Source organism: Neorhizobium descurainiae (assembly GCF_051400715.1).
Taxonomy (GTDB): Bacteria; Pseudomonadota; Alphaproteobacteria; order Rhizobiales; family Rhizobiaceae; genus Neorhizobium.
The window spans coordinates 242,620-262,176 of the sequence record NZ_JBLFFK010000002.1; the positions used below are offsets into that span (position 1 = coordinate 242,620).

General features: G+C 63.0%; 15 protein-coding genes and 1 pseudogene. 6 read left to right on the forward strand and 10 right to left on the reverse strand.

Annotated features, from left to right (window positions below):
• A complete protein-coding gene (locus ACMGE0_RS04740; protein ID WP_436814720.1) occupies positions 1-669 on the reverse strand; it encodes a cytochrome c3 family protein in 669 nt (222 codons plus the stop codon).
• A gap of 160 nt (positions 670-829) precedes the next feature.
• On the opposite strand from ACMGE0_RS04740, the gene ACMGE0_RS04745 reads away from it, so the two are divergent.
• Together ACMGE0_RS04745 and ACMGE0_RS04750 are read left to right on the forward strand one after the other, a co-directional pair.
• Entirely contained in the window at positions 830-1,987 is a 1,158-nt protein-coding gene (locus ACMGE0_RS04745; RefSeq protein WP_436815057.1) for an HlyD family secretion protein, read from the forward strand.
• A 1-nt stretch (position 1,988) separates the two neighbouring features.
• On the forward strand, positions 1,989-3,599 hold the full coding sequence (locus ACMGE0_RS04750; protein ID WP_436814721.1) for a DHA2 family efflux MFS transporter permease subunit: 1,611 nt from the start codon (positions 1,989-1,991) through the stop codon (positions 3,597-3,599).
• 16 nt (positions 3,600-3,615) lie between these two features.
• On the opposite strand, the gene ACMGE0_RS04755 is transcribed toward ACMGE0_RS04750, so the two are convergent.
• A complete protein-coding gene (locus ACMGE0_RS04755; RefSeq protein WP_436814722.1) occupies positions 3,616-4,065 on the reverse strand; it encodes a PPC domain-containing DNA-binding protein in 450 nt (149 codons plus the stop codon).
• A gap of 165 nt (positions 4,066-4,230) precedes the next feature.
• Between ACMGE0_RS04755 and ACMGE0_RS04760 the strand changes: the two genes are divergently transcribed.
• From ACMGE0_RS04760 to ACMGE0_RS04775, 4 genes are read left to right on the forward strand one after another with little or no spacing between them, the layout of a single operon-like run.
• Positions 4,231-4,713, forward strand: coding sequence for a (2Fe-2S)-binding protein (locus ACMGE0_RS04760; RefSeq protein ID WP_436815058.1), 483 nt, complete (start codon positions 4,231-4,233; stop codon positions 4,711-4,713).
• Positions 4,710-5,726 (forward strand): FAD binding domain-containing protein, encoded by a 1,017-nt coding sequence (locus ACMGE0_RS04765; RefSeq protein ID WP_436814723.1) that lies wholly within the window; start codon positions 4,710-4,712, stop codon positions 5,724-5,726. The genes ACMGE0_RS04760 and ACMGE0_RS04765 overlap by 4 nt, the downstream gene beginning before the upstream one ends.
• A 14-nt stretch (positions 5,727-5,740) precedes the next feature.
• Entirely contained in the window at positions 5,741-8,020 is a 2,280-nt protein-coding gene (locus ACMGE0_RS04770; protein WP_436814724.1) for a xanthine dehydrogenase family protein molybdopterin-binding subunit, read from the forward strand.
• An 8-nt stretch (positions 8,021-8,028) separates the two neighbouring features.
• Positions 8,029-9,816 carry a thiamine pyrophosphate-requiring protein gene (locus ACMGE0_RS04775; protein WP_436814725.1) on the forward strand — a complete coding sequence of 596 codons (1,788 nt, stop codon included), beginning with the start codon at positions 8,029-8,031 and terminating at the stop codon, positions 9,814-9,816.
• Positions 9,817-9,819: 3 nt separating this feature from the next.
• Here the strand turns inward: ACMGE0_RS04775 and ACMGE0_RS04780 are convergent, their stop codons facing one another.
• The 8 genes and pseudogenes from ACMGE0_RS04780 to ACMGE0_RS04815 form a co-directional block, all read right to left on the reverse strand.
• Entirely contained in the window at positions 9,820-12,096 is a 2,277-nt protein-coding gene (locus ACMGE0_RS04780; protein WP_436814726.1) for a CDC48 family AAA ATPase, read from the reverse strand.
• A 108-nt stretch (positions 12,097-12,204) separates the two neighbouring features.
• Positions 12,205-12,960 (reverse strand): TIGR04290 family methyltransferase, encoded by a 756-nt coding sequence (locus ACMGE0_RS04785; RefSeq protein WP_436814727.1) that lies wholly within the window; start codon positions 12,958-12,960, stop codon positions 12,205-12,207.
• 4 nt (positions 12,961-12,964) lie between these two features.
• The gene (locus ACMGE0_RS04790) at positions 12,965-14,005 is read right to left on the reverse strand and encodes a UDP-glucuronic acid decarboxylase family protein (RefSeq protein ID WP_436814728.1); all 1,041 of its coding nucleotides are present in this window, start codon (positions 14,003-14,005) and stop codon (positions 12,965-12,967) included.
• 10 nt (positions 14,006-14,015) lie between these two features.
• Positions 14,016-15,131, reverse strand: coding sequence for a CgeB family protein (locus tag ACMGE0_RS04795; protein WP_436814729.1), 1,116 nt, complete (start codon positions 15,129-15,131; stop codon positions 14,016-14,018).
• On the reverse strand, positions 15,128-16,219 hold the full coding sequence (locus ACMGE0_RS04800; RefSeq protein WP_436814730.1) for a CgeB family protein: 1,092 nt from the start codon (positions 16,217-16,219) through the stop codon (positions 15,128-15,130). Before ACMGE0_RS04800 ends, ACMGE0_RS04795 begins: the two co-directional genes overlap by 4 nt.
• Positions 16,216-17,346, reverse strand: coding sequence for a CgeB family protein (locus ACMGE0_RS04805; protein ID WP_436814731.1), 1,131 nt, complete (start codon positions 17,344-17,346; stop codon positions 16,216-16,218). Before ACMGE0_RS04805 ends, ACMGE0_RS04800 begins: the two co-directional genes overlap by 4 nt.
• A 2-nt stretch (positions 17,347-17,348) precedes the next feature.
• Positions 17,349-18,461, reverse strand: a complete 1,113-nt coding sequence (locus ACMGE0_RS04810) for a glycosyltransferase family 4 protein (RefSeq protein ID WP_436814732.1) — start codon at positions 18,459-18,461, stop codon at positions 17,349-17,351.
• Positions 18,458-19,549, reverse strand: a pseudogene (locus tag ACMGE0_RS04815) (SDR family NAD(P)-dependent oxidoreductase); the annotation flags it as partial. The pseudogene ACMGE0_RS04815 and the gene ACMGE0_RS04810, both read right to left, overlap by 4 nt.
• Between the last annotated feature and the right edge of the window lie 8 nt (positions 19,550-19,557).

Consider the following 19,557-nt stretch of genomic DNA (forward strand, 5'->3'; position numbering starts at 1 on the left):
TCACCGGTGACATATGTTGCATTGGGTGAGCTTGGCGGGCTCGATGCCGTAGGTCTTCACCATCAGCGCGCCATATTCCTTATGCGCGCCGGGATCGCGGTCCCAGCCTGTCCAGTCCATCCGGGTCATCTCGTCCGGCGGCCTGAGATTCGGGGCCGGATCGCGGTGGCAATCGAGGCAGAACTGCATCTGGAAGGGTTTTGCGCGCGACATCAGCGGCATCTGGTCAACGCGGCCATGACAGCTCGCGCAGGGAATTCCCTTGGTCACGTGGACGGAATGGTTGAAATAGACATAGTCCGGCAGCCGGGCGACCCGGTTCCATTCGAGCGGCTTGTTCTCGGCGAGGCTCTGCCGCACCGGGGCAAGCATTGCGGCGCCTGTCCATATCTGCGAATGGCAGCTCATGCAGATATGGGTGGCCGGCAGGCCGGCCTTTGCACTCGTCTCCACGGACGTATGACAGTAGCGGCAGTCCATGCCGAGACCCGCCACGTGATGCTCGTGGCTGAAGGGCACCGGCTGGTCCTGCACCCAGCCGACCAGCGTGCCGTAGCTCGACTCCGCATAACCGCCGATGAAGGCCGCAAGACAGACGAGAAGGATGAGGATCCCCAGCAGGATCGCACGAAGACGCGTATCAGCGGACGCCGTGAAGATCTGTGCCAACGTACGAACCCCTCCACACGAAGGTACAGAACACGGTTCGCAGCCGAAGGTTCCAGCGGAACAGAAGCTTGCTGCGCCGCAGTAACGTTGCTGTTCCCTTCAGGAACCTAAGCCGGCTTCCGGCGTTTCGAATGCTTCCACAGCCAATCCTCAGAGGCATATCGTGGCTCAAGTTCAACGCACCGTTCCCGATGACGAGGCGAACCGCCCGGCCGATCCCGAAGACAAGGACCGGATAAAGGAACCTCAGGCATCCGATCAGAAGGAAGACGAAGAGAAGCGGTCACTGGTCCGGCGACATCCCGTCTGGACCGCCCTTGTCGCCATCGTCCTGATCGCCCTGGCGGTTGCGGCCTATTTCGTCTGGTCGATCTATTTCCACCCTTATGAGACGACCGACGACGCCTTCGTCGACGCCCGCAGCTTCTCTCTGGCAGCCAAGGTTTCTGGTTATATCGACGAGGTTGCCGTCACCGACAACCAGCATGTCGCAGCGGGCGCGGTGATCGCGAAGATCGCCCCGCGCGACTACGAGATCGCCGTCAGCCAGGCCGAGGCCCAGGTTGAATCGGCAAACGCGGCGATCGCCAATGCAGCCGCCCAGATCGAGGTCGCAACCGCCGCCGTGGACGAGGCCCGCGCGCAGGAAGCCTCCACTCTCGCAGCGCTGCAGTTCGCCAAAGACGAGGCGGCCCGCCAACGGCAACTCCTCCGGGGCGGGGCCGGCAGCCTGCAGACTTCGCAGCAGGCGGAATCGAACCTCAGGCAGGCCCAGGCCGCCTATAACCAGGCGCAGGCGAGCGTCACGTCGGCGATGAAGAACAAGACGGCTGCCGAAGCCCAGCGCAACAGCGCGGCGGCAAGCCTCAAGCTGGCGGAAGCCCAACGGGAAAGCGCCGAACAGAACCTGAGCTACACGACGCTGGCCGCGGCCCAGCCCGGCCGGGTCGTGAGGCTGAGCGGCTCGAAGGGCCAGTTCGTCGAAGCCGGCCAGGCGATCGCCATGTTCGTTCCGGACGAGGTTTGGGTGATTGCAAATTTCAAGGAGACGCAACTCGCCGACATGCGGCCCGGCCAGCCGGTCGACCTGACGATCGACGCTTATCCGGACCATGTCCTGCACGGCAGGGTCGATTCGGTTCAGCCGGGTTCGGGCACTGCGTTTTCGCTGCTGCCGGCGGAAAACGCGACCGGCAACTACGTGAAGGTGACCCAGCGCGTGCCGGTGAAGATCGTGGTCGACCAATGGCCGGCGGACGTGGCGATCGGCCCCGGCATGTCGGTCGTGCCGACGGTTACGGTGAGACCGAGGAGCTGACGTGGCAACCGCAGGAGCGACAAGCGGCGCCGAGCCGGTCGACAGCGGCCGGAGCACCAATCCGTGGCTGGTGGCGGTGGTCGTGGCGCTGGCTGTCTTCATGGAAGTGCTGGACACCACGATCGCCAATGTGGCGCTGCGCTATATTTCCGGCGGCCTCGCGATCAGTTCCGACGAAGCCTCCTGGGTCGTCACGACCTACCTCGTTTCCAATGCCGTGGCGCTGATCGCCTCGAGCTTCATCGCCCAGCGCTATGGCCGCAAGCGCTTCTATCTCGTCTGCCTGGCGCTCTTCACCATCGCGTCCGTTCTGTGCGGTCTCGCCTGGAACCTGCCCTCGCTCCTGATCTTCCGGATGATCCAGGGCTTTGCCGGCGGTGGCATGGTGCCCGTCTCCCAATCGATCCTGACCGATTCCTTTCCACCGGAAAAACGCGGCCAGGCTTTTGCGGTCTTCGGCATCGCCGTGGTCGTCGCTCCGGTGGTCGGCCCGACGCTCGGCGGCTACATCTCCGACAATTTCTCCTGGCACTGGTGTTTCCTGATCAACGGGCCGGTCGGCGTCTTCGCCTTCGCGCTCGTCTATTTCCTGGTGCAGGAACCGGAAACGCTCCGCAGGAAGCGCGAGGAGATGCGGCGGAAAGGCATCCGCTTCGACGTGACCGGATTTCTTCTCGTCGCGACCTTCCTCGGCGCCTTGGAACTGGTGCTCGATCGCGGCCAGGTGGAAGACTGGTTCGACTCCACATTCATCATCGTGACGACCACGATCTGCGTCGTCGCGATGCTCGCCTCGATCCCCTGGCTGCTGAGAGCCAGGAACCCCGCCGTCGACATACGGCTGCTCGCGACCCGCCAATTCGGCTCCTGCTTCGTCGTCATGCTGGCGATCGGCGCGATCCTGATCGCCACGACGCAATTCGTGCCGCAGGTGCTGCAGGAGAACTATGGCTACACCGCCACCTGGGCGGGACTGGCGCTCTCGCCCGGAGGGCTCGTGACCATGGTGATGATGTTCGTCGCAGGCCGGCTCACGTCGAGGATTCAGCCTAAATACCTGATCGCCATCGGCGCCGGGATCATCGCCTTCTCCATGTACGACATGACCCGCGTGAACCCCGACCTGAACTTCGGCTTCTTCGTCTGGTCGCGGCTCTATCTCGGCCTCGGTCTGCCGCTGATCTTCATCCCGATCATCGCCGCCTCCTATGACGGCCTTCGCCCCGACCAGATAGACCAGGCTTCCGCGCTCATCAACGCGGCGCGCAATACTGGCGGCTCGATCGGCGTCTCGATCGCCTCCAATGTCCTGGCCGATCGCGAACAATGGCACCAGAGCCGTCTTGTCGAGCATATAGTGCCCTCCGATCCCACTTATGTGGAGACGATACGAAACCTGCAGCATTTCTTTGCGGAACGCGGCTCGACGATGGCGGAGGCGCAGAACCAGGCGATAGGCTTCATCGGCGAACAGGTGCGCATGCAGGCAAGCTATCTCGCCTATATCGACGTTTTCCATGTCCTTGCGATCATCTCCGCATGCGCAATCCCGCTGGCGCTCATCCTGCGCAATATCGATCTGAAATCCGGAGGCGGAGGTGGGATGCACTAAGATGGCCGGCCACCCATCAATTCGGGCTTCCCAGGTCGATCAACGCAATTCCGAGGCCCGGCTGCTTCCTGCGCCTGAGATGCGCAGGCGTCTCGCGCACGATGACCTCAAGCGTCGGCCGCACATGACCTTCCATGAAATGACCACCCTTGGTGCTGCCGTCGGAAAGGCCGAGCACCGCGTGGAGATGCAGGCTCGCCTTGCCCTCGTCGTCTACCGCGATATCGCCGATCGCACTCAAGACTTCCGATTGCTCCGGCACCGGAAGCTTCTTGTAGCTCTTCTTCTCGAACTCGAAGAAGGCGATCGTGGCGCGGCTGAAGGCGCCGATCGCCGTCACCGACGCTGCGGTGATGCCGTTCTTTTCCGCGAAAGTCGAAATGCCTGAAAAGGCCTCGTCTCCCTCGTCCAGAACCAGGATGAAGGTCCGCTCGCCCGCGTCGCTCGCCAGAAGTTTGTGTCTCACCGCTTCACCTTTCTGTTTCCGATGAAGTCGAAAGCGCTAAGCCCGCACCGGAGTTCCATGAGAGGAGGAACAATCGGGACGGGCTGTCGTTAGGCCGGCATCCAACTTCAGAAAGACTGCTCCCATGGACACGGCACCCTCTCGCTCCTTCCCCCATCATGTGCGATTTCGCTGACGATCAATGGCGAGACCCATTCGCTCGAAATCCATCCGTGGATCACTCTCCTCGACCTGTTGCGCACCTCCATGGAGCTCACCGGCACCAAGAAGGGTTGTGATCATGGCCAATGCGGCGCCTGCACGGTGCTGATTGATGGAGAGCGGGTGAATTCCTGTCTGAAGCTTGCCGTATCGCTCGACGGTTGCGACATCACCACGATCGAGGGGCTCGGCACGCCGGCCCACATGCACCCGATGCAGAAGGCATTCGTCGAACACGACGCCTATCAGTGCGGCTACTGCACGCCCGGCCAGATATGTTCCGCCGTCGGCCTCGTCAGAGAAGGCCATGCCCATAGCCGTGCCGAAATCCGCGAGTTGATGAGCGGCAATCTCTGTCGCTGCGGCGCTTACACCAATATCGCCGATGCGATCGAAGAGGTCCTGGGTGCCGAAGCGGCACGCGGGTTCAGGGAGGCTGCCGAATGAAACAGTTCTCCTATACCCGAGCCGAAACCGTCCATGACGCTGTGGCCGCGCTCGCGGCAAATCCCGAAGCCCAGCTTCTCGCCGGCGGCACCAATCTCGTCGATCTGATGAAATACGACGTCGCCCGCCCGGGAGCCATCGTCGACATCAACCGGCTGCCCTTGAGGGAGATCGAGGAGCTCGATGATGGTGGCTTCAGAATTGGTGCCCTCGTCAGCAATTCGGCGGTCGCCTATGATCCGCGGATCAGGGAGCGCTATCCTCTTCTTTCCAGCGCCATTCTGGCCGGCGCCTCGCCGCAGCTCCGGAACGCCGCCACGACTGGCGGCAATCTTCTGCAACGCACCCGCTGCTATTATTTCTATGACCCTTCCACGCCCTGCAATAAACGCGATCCGGGCTCCGGATGCTCGGCGATCGGAGGCGTCAACCGCATTCATGCCGTCCTCGGTGCCAGCGACACATGCATCGCCGTGCATCCGTCGGACATGTGCGTGGCGCTGGCGGCTCTTGGTGCGACCGTAGAGGTCCAGGGCGCGGAGGGTACGCGCGAGATACCTTTCACGGACTTCCACCGCCTGCCCGGCGACCATCCCGAGCGGGACAATGCTCTGGCGCGGGGCGAGATGGTGACCGGCATCCGCCTCGAAGGAAATCATTTCGCGCATCACTATACGTACCTGAAGATCCGCGATCGGCTTTCCTTTGCCTTTGCCCTGGTCTCCGTCGCGGCAGCGCTCGACATCGCCGATGGCAAGATCATCGATTTGCGTGTCGCGCTCGGCGGCGTTGCCCATAAACCCTGGCGCGACACGTTGGCGGAAGCGGAATTCGCCGGCGAAGCCGCAGACGAAACCACGTTCGCACGTGTCGCCAAACGCCTGCTCTCAGGCGCTGAAGGCCAGGGCGGCAACGACTTCAAGATACCGCTTGCCGAGAAGACGATCGTCCGGGCGCTGAAGCAGGCCGCTTCCGGCAACCCGCAGGATCAGACCGTCAAGGCCGTGCAGTGAGGAGGACCGAGGACATGTTGAACGCATCTAAGATCGTCGGAATTCCCCTGCCCCGCATCGACGGGCCACTGAAGGTGACCGGGCAGGCGAAATACGCAGCCGAGCATCATGAGCAGGGCATGCTTTACGGCTTCGTGGCGGTCGCCACCGTCGCCGCGGGTCGCATCGCCGGAATCCGGACTGCGGAAGCCGAACGCTTTCCCGGCGTGATCAAGGTTTATACCCACAAGAACCGCCCGAAGTCCGCCGGAAGCGACAAGAAATGGAAGGATTCGGTCGCCGTGCCCGGCCATCCCTTCCGCCCACTGGAAAACGACAACATTCTGTTCGACGGCCAGCCGATCGCTCTCGTCGTCGCCGAAACGTTCGAGGCCGCCCGCGATGCGGCAGCACTGATCCGCGTCGACTACGTCGCGGTTGAGCCGCATACGGACTTGCGTCGCGAGGAGATCAACAGCTACGTGCCGCCGGAACCGCGCAGAGCGGAGCTCGCGCCGCCGGAGCCGCGAGGAAACGCGGAAAAGGCCTTTGCGGATGCCCCTTTCAAGATTTCCGCAGACTATGTCCTGGAGGGCGAGCACCACAATCCGATGGAGCTCTTCGGCTCTACGGTGCTGTGGGGGAAGGACGGCGAACTCACTATCCACGACAAGACGCAAGGCTCGCAGAACTCGCGCGATTACGTCTGCAACGTCTTCGGCCTCGATCCGCAGAAAGTCGCGGTGAAGAACAGTTTTGTCGGCGGCGCCTTCGGCGCGGGGCTTCGGCCGAAACACCAGCTTTTCCTTGCCGTCATGGCGGCGCTTGATCTGAAGCGCTCGGTGAAGGTCGAGATGAGCCGGCGCGAGATGTTCTATCTCACCTGGCGGCCGGCAACCGTACAGACGGTGTCGCTTGCCGCCGATCGGGACGGCAAGCTTCTTTCGGTCATGCACCGTGCCGTGCAGGCCACGTCGCGCTATGAGGACTACCAGGAGAACGTCGTCAACTGGTCCGGCCTCGCCTACAAGTGCGACAACGCCAAACTCTCCTATGAACTCGCAAAGCTTGATGCTTCGACTCCCGGCGACATGCGGGCACCGGGTGCGGCGACCGGCGTGACGGCTCTCGAAGCGGCAATGGATGAGCTCGCCTATGAGATTGGCATCGATCCGCTCGAACTCAGGCTTCGCAATTTTGCCCATCGCGACCAGAACCGGGACAAGGAAATCACCTCCAAGGCGCTGCATGTCTGCTATCGCGAAGGTGCGGCCCGCTTCGGCTGGCCGAAGCGCTCGTTCGAGCCACGTTCCATGCGCGACGGCAAAGAGCTCATCGGTTGGGGCATGGCGACCGGCGTCTGGGAGGCATCGATCATGCCGGCGGAGGCGAAGGTCTGCCTCTTTGCGGACGGGAAAGTGATCGTCTCTGCGGCCGCCTCCGATATCGGCACCGGCACTTACACGATCCTCGGCCAGATCGCCGCAGACGCCTTCGATATTCCTATCGAGAAGGTCGCCGTGAGGATCGGCGACTCCACGCTGCCGAAGACCGGCGTGGAGGGCGGCTCATGGACCGCTGCATCGTCCGGCTCCGCCGTTCACGCCGGCGCGATAGCGGTCAGGAAAACGCTATTGAAATACGCCCAGACCATGCCGAACTCGCCGCTTGCCGAAGCGGCTCCCGATCAGGTTTCCATCGCCGACGGCCGGCTGGTGCTCGAGACGAACCACCAGATCGGCATCGCGATCGGCGACATCATGAGCTCGCGGCAGATCACCTCGATCGAGGAGCATGCGCAGGTCGCGCCCGATGAGGCGCAAGCGAAGAAATTCGTCAGCTACACCCATTCGGCCGTCTTCGTGGAGGTGAAGGTCGACGAGGAGCTCGCCATTCCGCGCGTCACCCGTGTCGTCAGCGCCGTCGGCGCCGGCCGCATCCTCAATCCCAAGACCGCCCGCAGCCAGATTCTCGGCGGTGTCGTCATGGGGATCGGCATGGCATTGCACGAGGAAGGCATGATCGACCACCGCACGGGCCGGATCATGAACCACAATCTCGCAGAATACCATGTGCCGACCCATGCCGACATCGACAGCATCGATGTCATTTTCGTGGAAGAAGAAGACGAAAAGGTGAGCCCGATCGGCGTCAAGGGGCTTGGCGAAATCGGCATCGTCGGGGTCGCCGCCGCAGTTGCAAACGCGATCTTCCACGCGACCGACAAGCGCATCCGCAGCTTCCCGATCACCATCGACAAGATTCTCCAGTTCGAGACAGCAGGCCTCGGGACGTCTCAGCGAAATTGGCACTAGGAGCGCGCATGTCCAAGACCGTCGGCGATTTCATCATATCCCGCCTGCATGCCTGGGGCGTACGCAGAATGTTCGGCTATCCCGGCGACGGCATCAACGGCGTCTTCGGCGCCCTCAACCGGGCGGACGGCCAGATCGAATTCATCCAGGCCCGGCATGAGGAAATGGCGGCCTTCATGGCTTCGGCCTACGCGAAATTCTCCGGGGAACTCGGGGTCTGCATCGCTACCTCCGGCCCCGGTGCGACCCACCTCGTCACCGGGCTTTACGACGCCCGCCTGGATCATCAGCCGGTGCTCGCGATCGTCGGACAGCAGGCCCGCGCCGCGATCGGCGGACACTACCAGCAGGAAGTCGATCTCGCCTCGCTCTTCAAGGATGTCGCCGGCGATTTCGTCCATCAGGCGGCGACACCGGCCCAGGTTCGCCACCTCGTCGACCGCGCGGTTCGCATCGCGCTGGCCAACCGGACGGTCACCGCGCTTATCCTGCCGAACGATCTTCAGGAAATGCCCTATGAGGAACCGCCGCCCGTCCATGGCACGGTTCATTCCGGCATCGGCTATCGCGCACCGAAGGTCGTACCGCATCACGACGACCTTCAGGCCGCGGCGGACATTCTGAACGCCGGCAAGCGTGTGGCCATTCTCGTCGGAGCCGGGGCGCTCCAGGCGACGGACGAAGTCATAGCGGTCGCCGACCGGCTTGGTGCGGGCGCAGCCAAGGCGCTACTCGGCAAGGCGGCGCTGCCGGATGAGTTGCCCTGGGTCACCGGCTCGATCGGCCTTCTCGGAACGGAGCCGTCCTGGGATTTGATGCGCGACTGCGACACGCTTCTGATGGTCGGATCGGGCTTCCCCTACTCGGAATTCCTGCCGAAGGAAGGAGGGGCCAAGGGCGTGCAGATCGATCTCAAGCCCGGCATGCTCTCGCTCCGGTATCCGATGGATGTCAATCTCGTCGGCGACGCAGCCGAGACGCTGAAGGCGCTTCTGCCGCTCCTCGACCAGAAGGGCGATAAGTGGCGCAAATATATCGAGAAGAGCGTCGCGGACTGGTGGCGGCTGCTGGAGAAGAGAGCGCATGCCAAAGCCGATCCCGTCAATCCGCAGCTCGTGGCCTGGGAGCTTTCGCCGAGATTGCCCGGCAATGCGATCCTCACCAGCGATTCCGGCTCCTGCGCCAATTGGTACGCTCGCGACATCAGGATTCAACGCGGCATGATGGCTTCGCTCTCGGGAGGGCTTGCATCCATGGGCGCGGCCGTTCCTTATGCGATCGCCGCAAAGTTCGCGCACCCGGACCGGCCGGTCATCGGTCTTGTCGGAGATGGCGCGATGCAGATGAACAACATGGCCGAGCTCATCACGGTTGCGAAATACTGGAAGAATTGGACCGATAACCGCTTCGTCGTCTGCGTCTTCAACAACGGGGATCTCAACCAGGTGACCTGGGAACAGCGGGTGATGGAAGGTGATCCGAAATTCGAGGCATCCCAGCGCATCCCCGACGTGCCTTATCATCGCTTTGCAGAGCTCGTCGGTCTCAAGGGGCTGTTCGTAGACAAACCCGAGGATCTCGGCGCCGCATGGGATGAGGCCCTGGCCGCCGACCGTCCTGTCGTGCTGGAGGTGAAGACAGACCCGGAAGTGCCTCCGCTGCCGCCCCATTTCACGTTCAAGCAGATCAAGAACATGACGGCATCGCTGGCCAAGGGCGACCCCAATGAAGCCGGTGTCATCCGCGGCACCGTTCGGCAGGTCCTCAGCGCGGTCCTGCCGAACGGTAAGGATTGAACGTCACTCCGCGGCCTGCCGGAGCGGCACGAAACCGATCGCCTGGTGGCTCGGCCCCTGCTGCTTGAGGGTGCGAAGCATTTCCTCGTATTCACGCTCCATTTCAGGCGTGACGGACGGCCTCGTCTCGGCCAGGGCACGCTCGAAATGTCCCGAATTTATCGTGTCGGCGTTCAGCGCCTCGCGGAGCGCCAGAAGCCCGGCCCGGCGGGTCAGGTCCTCCAGGTCCGCGCCGGTATATCGCTCCGTCCGCTCGGCGAGCTGATCGAGATTGACATCCTCGGCGAGCGGCATGTTCTTCGTGTGGATCGCCAGTATCTTCCGCCGCCCCTTTGCATCCGGCACGGGGACGTAGACGAGTTCGTCGAAACGGCCCGGCCGAAGCAAGGCGGGATCGAGGAGGTTCGGCCGGTTCGTCGCGGCCATCACCACCACGCCCTGAAGCTCCTCCAGTCCGTCCATTTCCGCAAGGATCGTATTGACGACGCGCTCCGTCACCGCCGGCTCTCCCAACCCGCCGCCCCGGGCCGGAGCGAGGGAATCGATCTCGTCGATGAATATGACGGTGGGCGCCACCTGCCGGGCGCGTTCGAACAGCCGGGAAACCTGCTGTTCGGATTCGCCATACCATTTGGAGAGCAGGTCGGAGGACTTAGTGGCGACGAAATTCGCCTCCGCCTCCCGGGCGACCGCCTTGGCAAGCAAGGTTTTGCCGGTGCCCGGCGGTCCGAAGAGAAGAAAACCTTTCGCCGGCCGGATGCCGATCCGGCGGAACGACTGCGGCGACTTGAGCGGAAGCTCCACCCCTTCGCGAAGGCGCATCTGGGCCTCGTCCAATCCGCCGATATCGTCCCAGCCGACATCCGGAACCTGGATCATGATCTCGCGCAGGGCGCTCGGCTGAATGCGCTTCATCGCGCTCAGGAAATCGTCCTGCTTCACGCTCAGATTCTCAAGGACTTCCGCCGGAATGCCTTCGCGCAGGTTGAGACCGGGCAGGAGCCGCCGCAGAGAGTCCATCGCGGCCTCGCGCGACAGGGCTCCGAGGTCGGCCCCCACGAAGCCGTAGGTGGTGCGGGCGATCTCGTCGAGATTGACGTCCTCGGCAAGCGGCATGCCCCGGGTATGGATTGCCAGGATCTCGCGGCGCCCCTCCTGGTCCGGCACGCCGATGATGATTTCCCGGTCGAAGCGTCCCGGCCGCCGCAACGCCTCGTCGATCGCATCCCGCCTATTGGTCGCGCCGATGACGACGATGTTCTGGCGCGGCTCCAGACCGTCCATGAGCGTCAGGAGCTGGGCGACGATCCTCCGCTCGACCTCGCCGGTGACCTGCTCCCGCTTCGGTGCGATGGAATCGATCTCGTCGATGAAGATGATCGCGGGCGCGCTCTGCGACGCCTCCTGGAACACCTGCCTCAGCCGCTCTTCGGACTCGCCGTAACGGCTGCCCATGATTTCCGGCCCGGCGATATGGAAGAAATTCGCCTCCGTCTCGTTCGCGACGGCTCGCGCCAGCAGCGTCTTGCCGGTGCCGGGCGGGCCGTGCAGCAGAACGCCCTTCGGCGGTTCAATCCCCAGCCGCTGGAAGAGTTCGGGATGACGCAGCGGCAGTTCCACCATTTCCCGGACCTGATCCACCGAGGAGCCGAGGCCGCCGATATCGTCGTAGGTGACATCCGCCCGCCGGGCCTCCTTCGGCTCTTCGAATTGCGGGCGCAGTTCGATCGCCGTTCCTTCTCCGACCTGCACGATGCCGCGCGGCTGGGTGGAGACGACGACGAGCCTGATCTCCTGCAGGCCGTAGGCCGGGAGGTCCAGCACGCCGCGCAGCATCTCTTCCCGGGGGCTGGAACGAACGCGCTGATGCACGGATGTGGAAATCACGTCGCCGGCCGCCATCGGCCGATGGAGGAAGGTGCGGCGAAGCGCATCTCCGGAACCCTCAAGGCGCAGATTCTTCTGCGCCGGCGCCAGGACGATCCGGGTGGCCGGCCGCGCATCGGCCTTGCGGATCTCGACGAAATCGCCGCTCGTCACACCCGCATTGACACGCTGCAGGCCATCGAGCCGCACGAGGTTCAGCCCTTCGTCTTCCGGATAGGCGCGTACGGCGACCGCCGCCGTGTGCCGCTTGCCCAGGATTTCGATAATCTGCCCTTCCTGGATGTTGAGGGCGGTCAAAGCCTGTGAACTGAAGCGCGCCACGCCATGCCCCGCATCCTGAGGTCTGGTATTGGCAACCTGGAGCTTGACGCCCTGTTCCTCGCCTTCGGGCATGGGATCCTCCTGCGTTCAAGATGGGTGTCCGGTGAACTGGCAGATCGATCGTTGGTTCCACGGTACCATGAAACCAGGCTTTGGCGAAGCAGCTGGACCGGGAGCCGTTCAGGGATGCGGAGGCGGCTCGGCGGCATAGTGCCGTTCGCCGCACCGGCAGAGATAGACTTCTCTTTCCGGATTGGCCTCGATCACGAAACCCGAGCTTCGCAGCATCGCTTCCACCGCCGCCTTGTTGGGGATGAACCAGTTGGTCGGATCGGAAGCATACCGCTCTTCGACGAAGTAGAGCCTGGGATAGCCCGGACGTTCGAAGATATCCCATTCGGAAAAATCATAATCATCCTTCAGCTCGCGAATGCGCTCTTCTCCCCTCTGGAGACACTGAAAGAGCATCCGCTCGCCCACCACATGATCACGGAGAAGATCGAGCGCCAGCAGCGGATGGCGCAAATGGTAGAGCACACCCATGAAGATCACGAGGTCGAACTTCTCCTTCAACCGGCCGACCTCGTAGACCGACATTTCCTGGAATTCGACGTCCAGCCTGCACTGTTCCGCCACAAAGCGGGCCTGGCGGAGATAGTGCGGATCGGAATCGATGCCGAGCACCCGCCCGGCATTGCGGCGCTTCATCTCGAAAGAATAGAAGCCGGCATTGCAGCCCACATCGAGAACGCTGCGGCCTTCGAGATCTTCCGGCACGACATGGCGGAAACCTTTCCACTTGAAGGTCGGATAGTCGCCTAAGAAATGATCAGGAGCGGTCTTGATCCCCTCGATGTCCATGTTCTGGAACCATGGACCCAGCTCGGCGATCCTCTCTTTCAAGTCCTCTTTCGTGCTGTTCCTTCGTGCATCCATGCCATCAGGCTCCGACGGATATTTCAGGAGAACTAATCGGGCGGCGGACGCGGGACCGCCGCCGGGGCATCCTGCCATCGCCGAGGGCCGCCGTGAACCAGTCCGCCGTATGGCGCAATCCCTCCGAAAGAGGCACTTTCGGTTCCCATTTCAGGAGCGTCTTGGCACGCGATATATCCGGCCGCCGGCGCTGCGGATCATCCTGCGGCAAAGGCTTATGGACGGCCTTCGATGCGGTCGGGACCATGGCGAGAACCATTTCGGCAAGCTCATTGATCGTGAACTCCCCCGGATTGCCGAGATTGACGGGCGCTTCCGGATTGGGATCCACATCCATCAGCGCGATCAGGCCGGCGACGAGATCGCTCACGAAGCAGAACGAACGGGTCTGCTCGCCCGTTCCGTAGATGGTGAGCGGCTTGCCTCCGATCGCCTGCACCAGGAGGTTGGAAATGATGCGTCCGTCGTTCGGCTGCATGCGGGGACCGTAGGTGTTGAAAATGCGGGCGACGCGGGCATCGACCTTGTCCCTGCGAAGCATGTCGAAGCAGAGTGTCTCGGCCGCACGTTTGCCTTCGTCGTAGCAGGCGCGCGGCCCTATGCAGTTGACGTTGCCGCGATAATCCTCGCGCTGGGGATGTTCGACCGGGTCGCCATAGACCTCGCTCGTCGAGGCTTGCAGGAATGAGGCTCCGTGCCGCTCGGCGAGCGAAAGCAGGTTTCCCGTGCCGGCGACGCAGGTCATCATCGTGTGAACCGGATCGGCCTGATACTGCGGTGGTGAAGCGGCGCATGCGAGATTGTAGATCTGGTCCAGGGTTTCATCGATGTCCCTCAGGTCGCAGATATCCTCTTCGATCAGGCGAAAGCGCGGATGGTTCTTCAGAGGCCGGATGTTGTCTTTCGATCCGGTGATATAGCTGTCGACGCAGATCACCCGATCGCCTCGGGCAAGAAGCGCGTCACAGAGATGCGAGCCGACGAAACCGGCACCGCCAGCGACGAGGATAGTCTTGCCTTTTCCGTTTCGGGTCCTTTGCAGCATTACGATCTCCTTAGGCTGAAACACACACAAGCGTTGATGTCTTCCGTTGCTCGCGCACCGGCAGTTCTTCCAGGGCGGCCGTCAGTTCGCGGGCACGCGCAAGACCCGTATGGCCTCGCAGCACCCTCTCCCTCGCGGCCAGCGCAATCGACCTGCGATCCTTCTCGGTCACCTCCGTGAGAGCCGTGATCACATCCCCGGTTTGCCGCGCTATGATCAGCGCTTCGCCTTCGGGCAGCAGCTCGTCGAGCCCACGCCAGAAATCGCTGATGATCGGCGCTCCGCAGGCAGCCGCCTCGAACAGGCGCACGCTTGGAGACCAGCCGGCTGCGATCATGTCGGCCCGGGTGACGTTCAGCGTGAAGCGCTGGCGGCTGTAGAAGCTCGGGTGTTCCGAAGGCGGCAGATGCTCGATCCGCTCCACATTGGCGGGCCAATCGATCTCCGGCGGATATTGAGGACCCGCCACCACGAAACGCAGGTCCGGCAGCCGGCGAGCCGGCTCAAAAAGAAGCCTTTCGAGCGTCGGCTGACGGTCGGGGCTGTAGGTTCCGAGATAACCGAGGTCCCAGCGGAGGGCCTCTCCGGTACTGCGGTAGCGATCCGCATCGACCGAGCAATACAGCGCCAGGGCCTTGCGCGCGCCATAACGCTTCTCGAGCCTCTCCAGCACCTCTCCCCCGGAGAAGGAGAAATAGGCATCGAAGAGCGGGACTTGGCTGCGCGTCAGATATTCCTCGTCTCCCCGGTCAAGCTTCGCGAGCGTCACCGGCGTATCGATATCGTAAAAGCAGAGCCGTTTGGGATGAAGAGCTGCGACCTTGTCGATCACTGCCGCGCCCTCGGGCACATAGGAGCCGACGATCACGGCATCGGCCTTTAGAAGACGATCTGCATAGGTCCTGATTAGTTCTTCGAGATCGGAATAGTAGTCGAGTTCGCAGAAGTCCGGATCGGGAAGATCGCGCTTGCTTGCATACCAGGGAACGTCCCGTTCCAGGAACAAGACGTTGTGCCCGTCCGCCTTCAGCCCCCGGAAGAGAGCGCGGAAGGTCGTCGCATGGCCATTTCCCCAGGAGGAGGAAAGCGAAAGACCGAGGATGGCGATATCGAGGCGCTTTTTCATTCGGCAGCCTCCATCCGGGAGCCCAAATGCGCCCGAAAGATCGCATCGACCTTTTCGGCGCGATGCGCGTAGGTGTGCTCCGCAAGGACGCGGGCAAGCGCCTTCTCGCCTATCGTCTTCGCGTTCTGGGGCGTCAGCTCGGCGAGGAGGTCGACAACGTCCTGCCCATCGCGCGCGACCAGAACCTCCTCGTCCGGCTGCAGGAAAAGCTCTATGCCCTCCCAGTAGTCGGTGATCAGGCAGGCGCCTGCGCCCACTGCCTCGAAGACGCGGGTCGCGGGCGAGAAACCGTTCTCCGCCATGCTGGCCCGGGAGATATTGAGCACCGCTTTCGGCGTCACGTTGAAGGCGTTGTGGTCGCGGGTGGAGACATGGCCGATATAGTTCACGTTCGGCGACATGGGTTTGTCCTGCCAGCCGGAACCGCCAAGCAGGAATGTCTGCTCCCGCAGCCGCGAGGCCGGTTCCAGGAAGAAGTGTTCGACGCGTGCCTCCCGGTCCGGCAGCCGGTTGCCGAGGAAACCGAGGTCGGCGGCAAAGCGAAGATCCTTGGCGACCGGATGATGGGTCTCGGGGTCGAGGGCGTTGTAGATCGGGATGCAATCGGCCGCGCCGATGGACCGGTAGGCGTTCACGACAGGATCGCCGCCGCCGTATGTCAGCACCATATCGATATCCGCAAGGGCCTTGCGCAGCGGATGATCGGGCGCGGCGCGCAGTTCGGCAAGCGTTGCTGGAGCATCCACATCCCAGAATATCTTGAGTGCGTTCGGCTTTGCCGCGCGCAGAACCTCTTCAAGGAGAAGATCGTCCTCGAAGCCCACTCCGCTTGCCTTCACGATGATGTCCGCCTGCCCGGCATCAGCGGTCACAGCCTTCAAGGCCTCGATCGTGCCCTCGTAGACGACCACCTTGCACCAGTCCGGCGGATCGATGTCGCGGTTCTTCTGGCGGTCATAGACATCCGGTTCGTAGAAGGTGATGTCATATCCCTTGGCCGCCAAAGCGCGCAGGAGACCGCGATAGTAGGTAGCAGCGCCGTTCCAATAGGCGGACACGAGGCTTGAGCCATAAAACGCGATCTTCATTCGGCGGCCTCCCTGACGGCGAGTTTTCCGGTGACGCGGGCTGTGCCGCAGGCCGCGAGAATGGAAAGCAGTTCATCGCCCCGATGGCGGCACGTATGCCGGGTGCGGATGGTTTCGAAGCCGGATTCGATAAGATGCGCAGCCAGGCCTTCGTCGGAAAGAACCTGCCGCAGCAGGCGCTCCATCTCCTCGCCGTTGCGGGCAACGAGATAATCCTCCCCCGCCCTGAAGAGATTTTCGCTGTCGTCCCAGGGAGCGGAGATCAGCGGTATGCCGCAGGCCAGTGCCTCGAAAACGCGGATGGTCGGAATGCCAGGAAGGTTTTCGACATAAGGCCGCCTCGGTATGTGCACCGTCACCTTGTGACGGGCGAAGGCAAGCGGCGCCTCCGCGTTGGCGATCCAACCACCGTAGGCGATGCCGGCCCCCCGAAGGGCCTCCAGCGCATGGTCGGGATAGCGCACCCCGCGAACCGTCGCATCGAGGCCGAGCTTCCTCACCGGCCGCACCAGAAATTCCATGATTTCGCTGGAGCGCTCGTCGTCGCCCCAATTGCCGATCCAGATGATATCGCCGGTCTTTGCTATCTGAGGCCTCAGCCGGAAAAGCCGATCGTCGGCCGCCTCATGCCAGGTAAAGACGGCCCTGCCCCAGCCGGCGCGAAGATAGCGTTCGCGCAGCGTTTCGCCGAAGGCGAGAACGCCGTCATAGTCGTCCAGTTTCAACCCTGCGATATCGCTTTCCGCCGATGCGGCCCGGTGATGCGTGTCGTGAAAGAGCAGCGTGAACCTGCCGCCGGCGGCCCGCGCCCGGCCGATCCGTTCCACAAGCTTCGGCTCGGTCCATTCATGCACCACCACGACATCGGCGTCGGCAACGGCGGCCTCGTGATCGAACCCTTTGCCGTAGATATGCGATCGCAGTTCCGGAAACGTCTCGCGGAACTTCTGGATGGCGACCGCTCCCTGATCCTTCAAAAGGTTTGCGCGGCTCCAGGAACCCTCCGGCTCCAGCGCCAGCGCCTCATGGCCACGGCGGATCAGGTCGCGCATGACGCCGCGCAGGAAATGCGCGTTGCCGTGGTTCCAGTCGGAAATCAATGAATGCGTATAGAAGACAAATCTCATAATCACTCCGCTGCTGTCAGGGTGTGACCCTGATGAAGAAGGCCGGAATAGATATGATTGACCGCCGCGGCCTGGACCTCGACGCCAAACATCTTCGATCGCTCGTAGGCTTTGACGGCCAGCACGGCCCGTTGGCCGTCATCGTCCGCGAGAAGATTGAGAGCGTCCGCAAAAGCCTCCGGATCATGAGGATCGGCAAAGAGAGCCGCGCCCTCCCAGAGCTCCCGATAGGTCGGGATATCGGACAATGCCAAGGCCGCGCCGGCTCTGGCGGCTTCCAGCGGCGCAAGCCCGAAAGGCTCGTAGACGGAAGGAGACGCGACGACGGCCGCCTGCCGCATCAGCACCATTGCGCGGCGATGGGAAAGCTCCCCGCGATAGTCCGCGCTTCGAAGCGCCAGATATTGTCCGTTCGGACCCCGGTTCGCGCCGGCCATGACAACCGGCCATCGAGCCCTTGCCGCGGCCGCATCGAGCATCGCGCCATTCTTGCCGTCGTCCCACCAGCGGGCGGCGGCGAAGACGAATTCCTGTTTGGGTCCGGCCACGTTTTCGAGACGGCTGGCGTTGTAGATGACTTTCAGGTTCGAGATAGGCCCGTAAGCCGCCTCCATCATGGCGGCATGGCTGTGGCTCGGGGCAAGCACCACGTCCGCCCGTTCGAAACCCTCGCGGTTCAGGCGCTGCTGCCAGCGCCAGCCCTCCGGAACCGCGGAGCCTTTTGCGCCGGCAAACCACGTGACGACGCAGGAATGGGAGACGACCACGACCGGCATCGGCACGTCGAGCCCTGCCGCCTGCGACGGCAGATTGAGATGCAGGAGATCGACCTTCCTCTGCCGCGCAAGGCTGGACAGAAGGTACGGCACTTCTTTCAGCGCGGCTTCGCCATCGACCATCCAGTCGAGCGGCGCATCAAACCAGACGAGTTCGCCGAGAGCCTCGGCTTCGCTTATCTGCTCCCGCGACGGCTTTGGACCAAAACCGGCAAAGCAGGTCCGCACACCGTGATGCTTCAGCCCCCCGGCCAGATCCATCGCATAGCGCCAGACGCCGCCGACCGCATCGACGGTCATCAGCACTCGCGGGGATCGCGTCTGTGCCTGCCGTATCATGCCCGTACCTTCCGCTTTTCCTGCAGCAGCGGACCTCCTCCGAAGCGGTTGTGCACCAGCCACTCCGCCAGGTGCCTGAGGCCGCTGCGCCAGCGCACGCGCGCCTGCCAGCCGAGTTCCTCTTCCAGCCTTCGGGTGTCGGCGACGAAGAAATACTGGTCGCCGGCTCGCCATTCCCCGAATGATGTCTCCACTGGGTGACCGACAAGCGCTTCGATCTCGCCCAGCACCGCCAGGATGCTGACCGCATTGCGCGGCCCTCCCCCGAGGTTGAACGCCCTGCCATTGATGGCGGCGACATTGGCGAGCACCGCTCGATAGGCGGAAACGGCATCGTCGACGTGAAGGATGTCGCGCACCTGTTTTCCGTCGCCATAGATGGAGATCGGCTCTCCGCCGAGCGCGCGGATCAGGAAATGCGCCACCCATCCCTGATCCTCGGTCCCGAACTGGCGCGGTCCATAGATGCAGCTCATGCGCAGGACGGCGGTAGGAATGCCGTAGGACTTCGCATAGTCGAGGACATATTGATCGGCGACGCCCTTGGAGCAGCCGTAGGGCGTGCAGAAATCCAGGGGCCGATCCTCGCCGATACCGTTTGCCCGCATGTTTTCGTCGGCGGGCATATAGCGGTCGTCGAGTTCGAGCATCCCGATGTCTTCGAGAGCGCCATAGACCTTGTTGGTGCTGGCGAAGATCACCGGCGCCTTTTTCCCGGTCTTGCGAACGGCTTCGAGCACGTTGATGGTGCCGCGCGCATTCGCCTCGAAATCGTCGATCGGATGAATGAGACTGGTCGTCACCGCCGTTTGCGCGGCGAGATGGAAGACCGCCTTGGCATCGGCAAAGACAGCTTCGATCCCGCGCCAATCCCGGACGTCCGCGAGAACCGGATGCACGCGTGCACCATGTCGCTCCATGAGCCATGCAAGGTTCTGGTCCACCCCCGGCCGGGCGAGATTGTCGAGGATGACGACATCCTCCCCCTCCCGCAGAAAGCTGTCCGCGAGATTGGAGCCGATGAAGCCGCTGCCGCCTGTCACCACCACGGGCGAGGCGTCCTTCGCGACATTCGGCGCCGCCAGCTTTGTCGCCG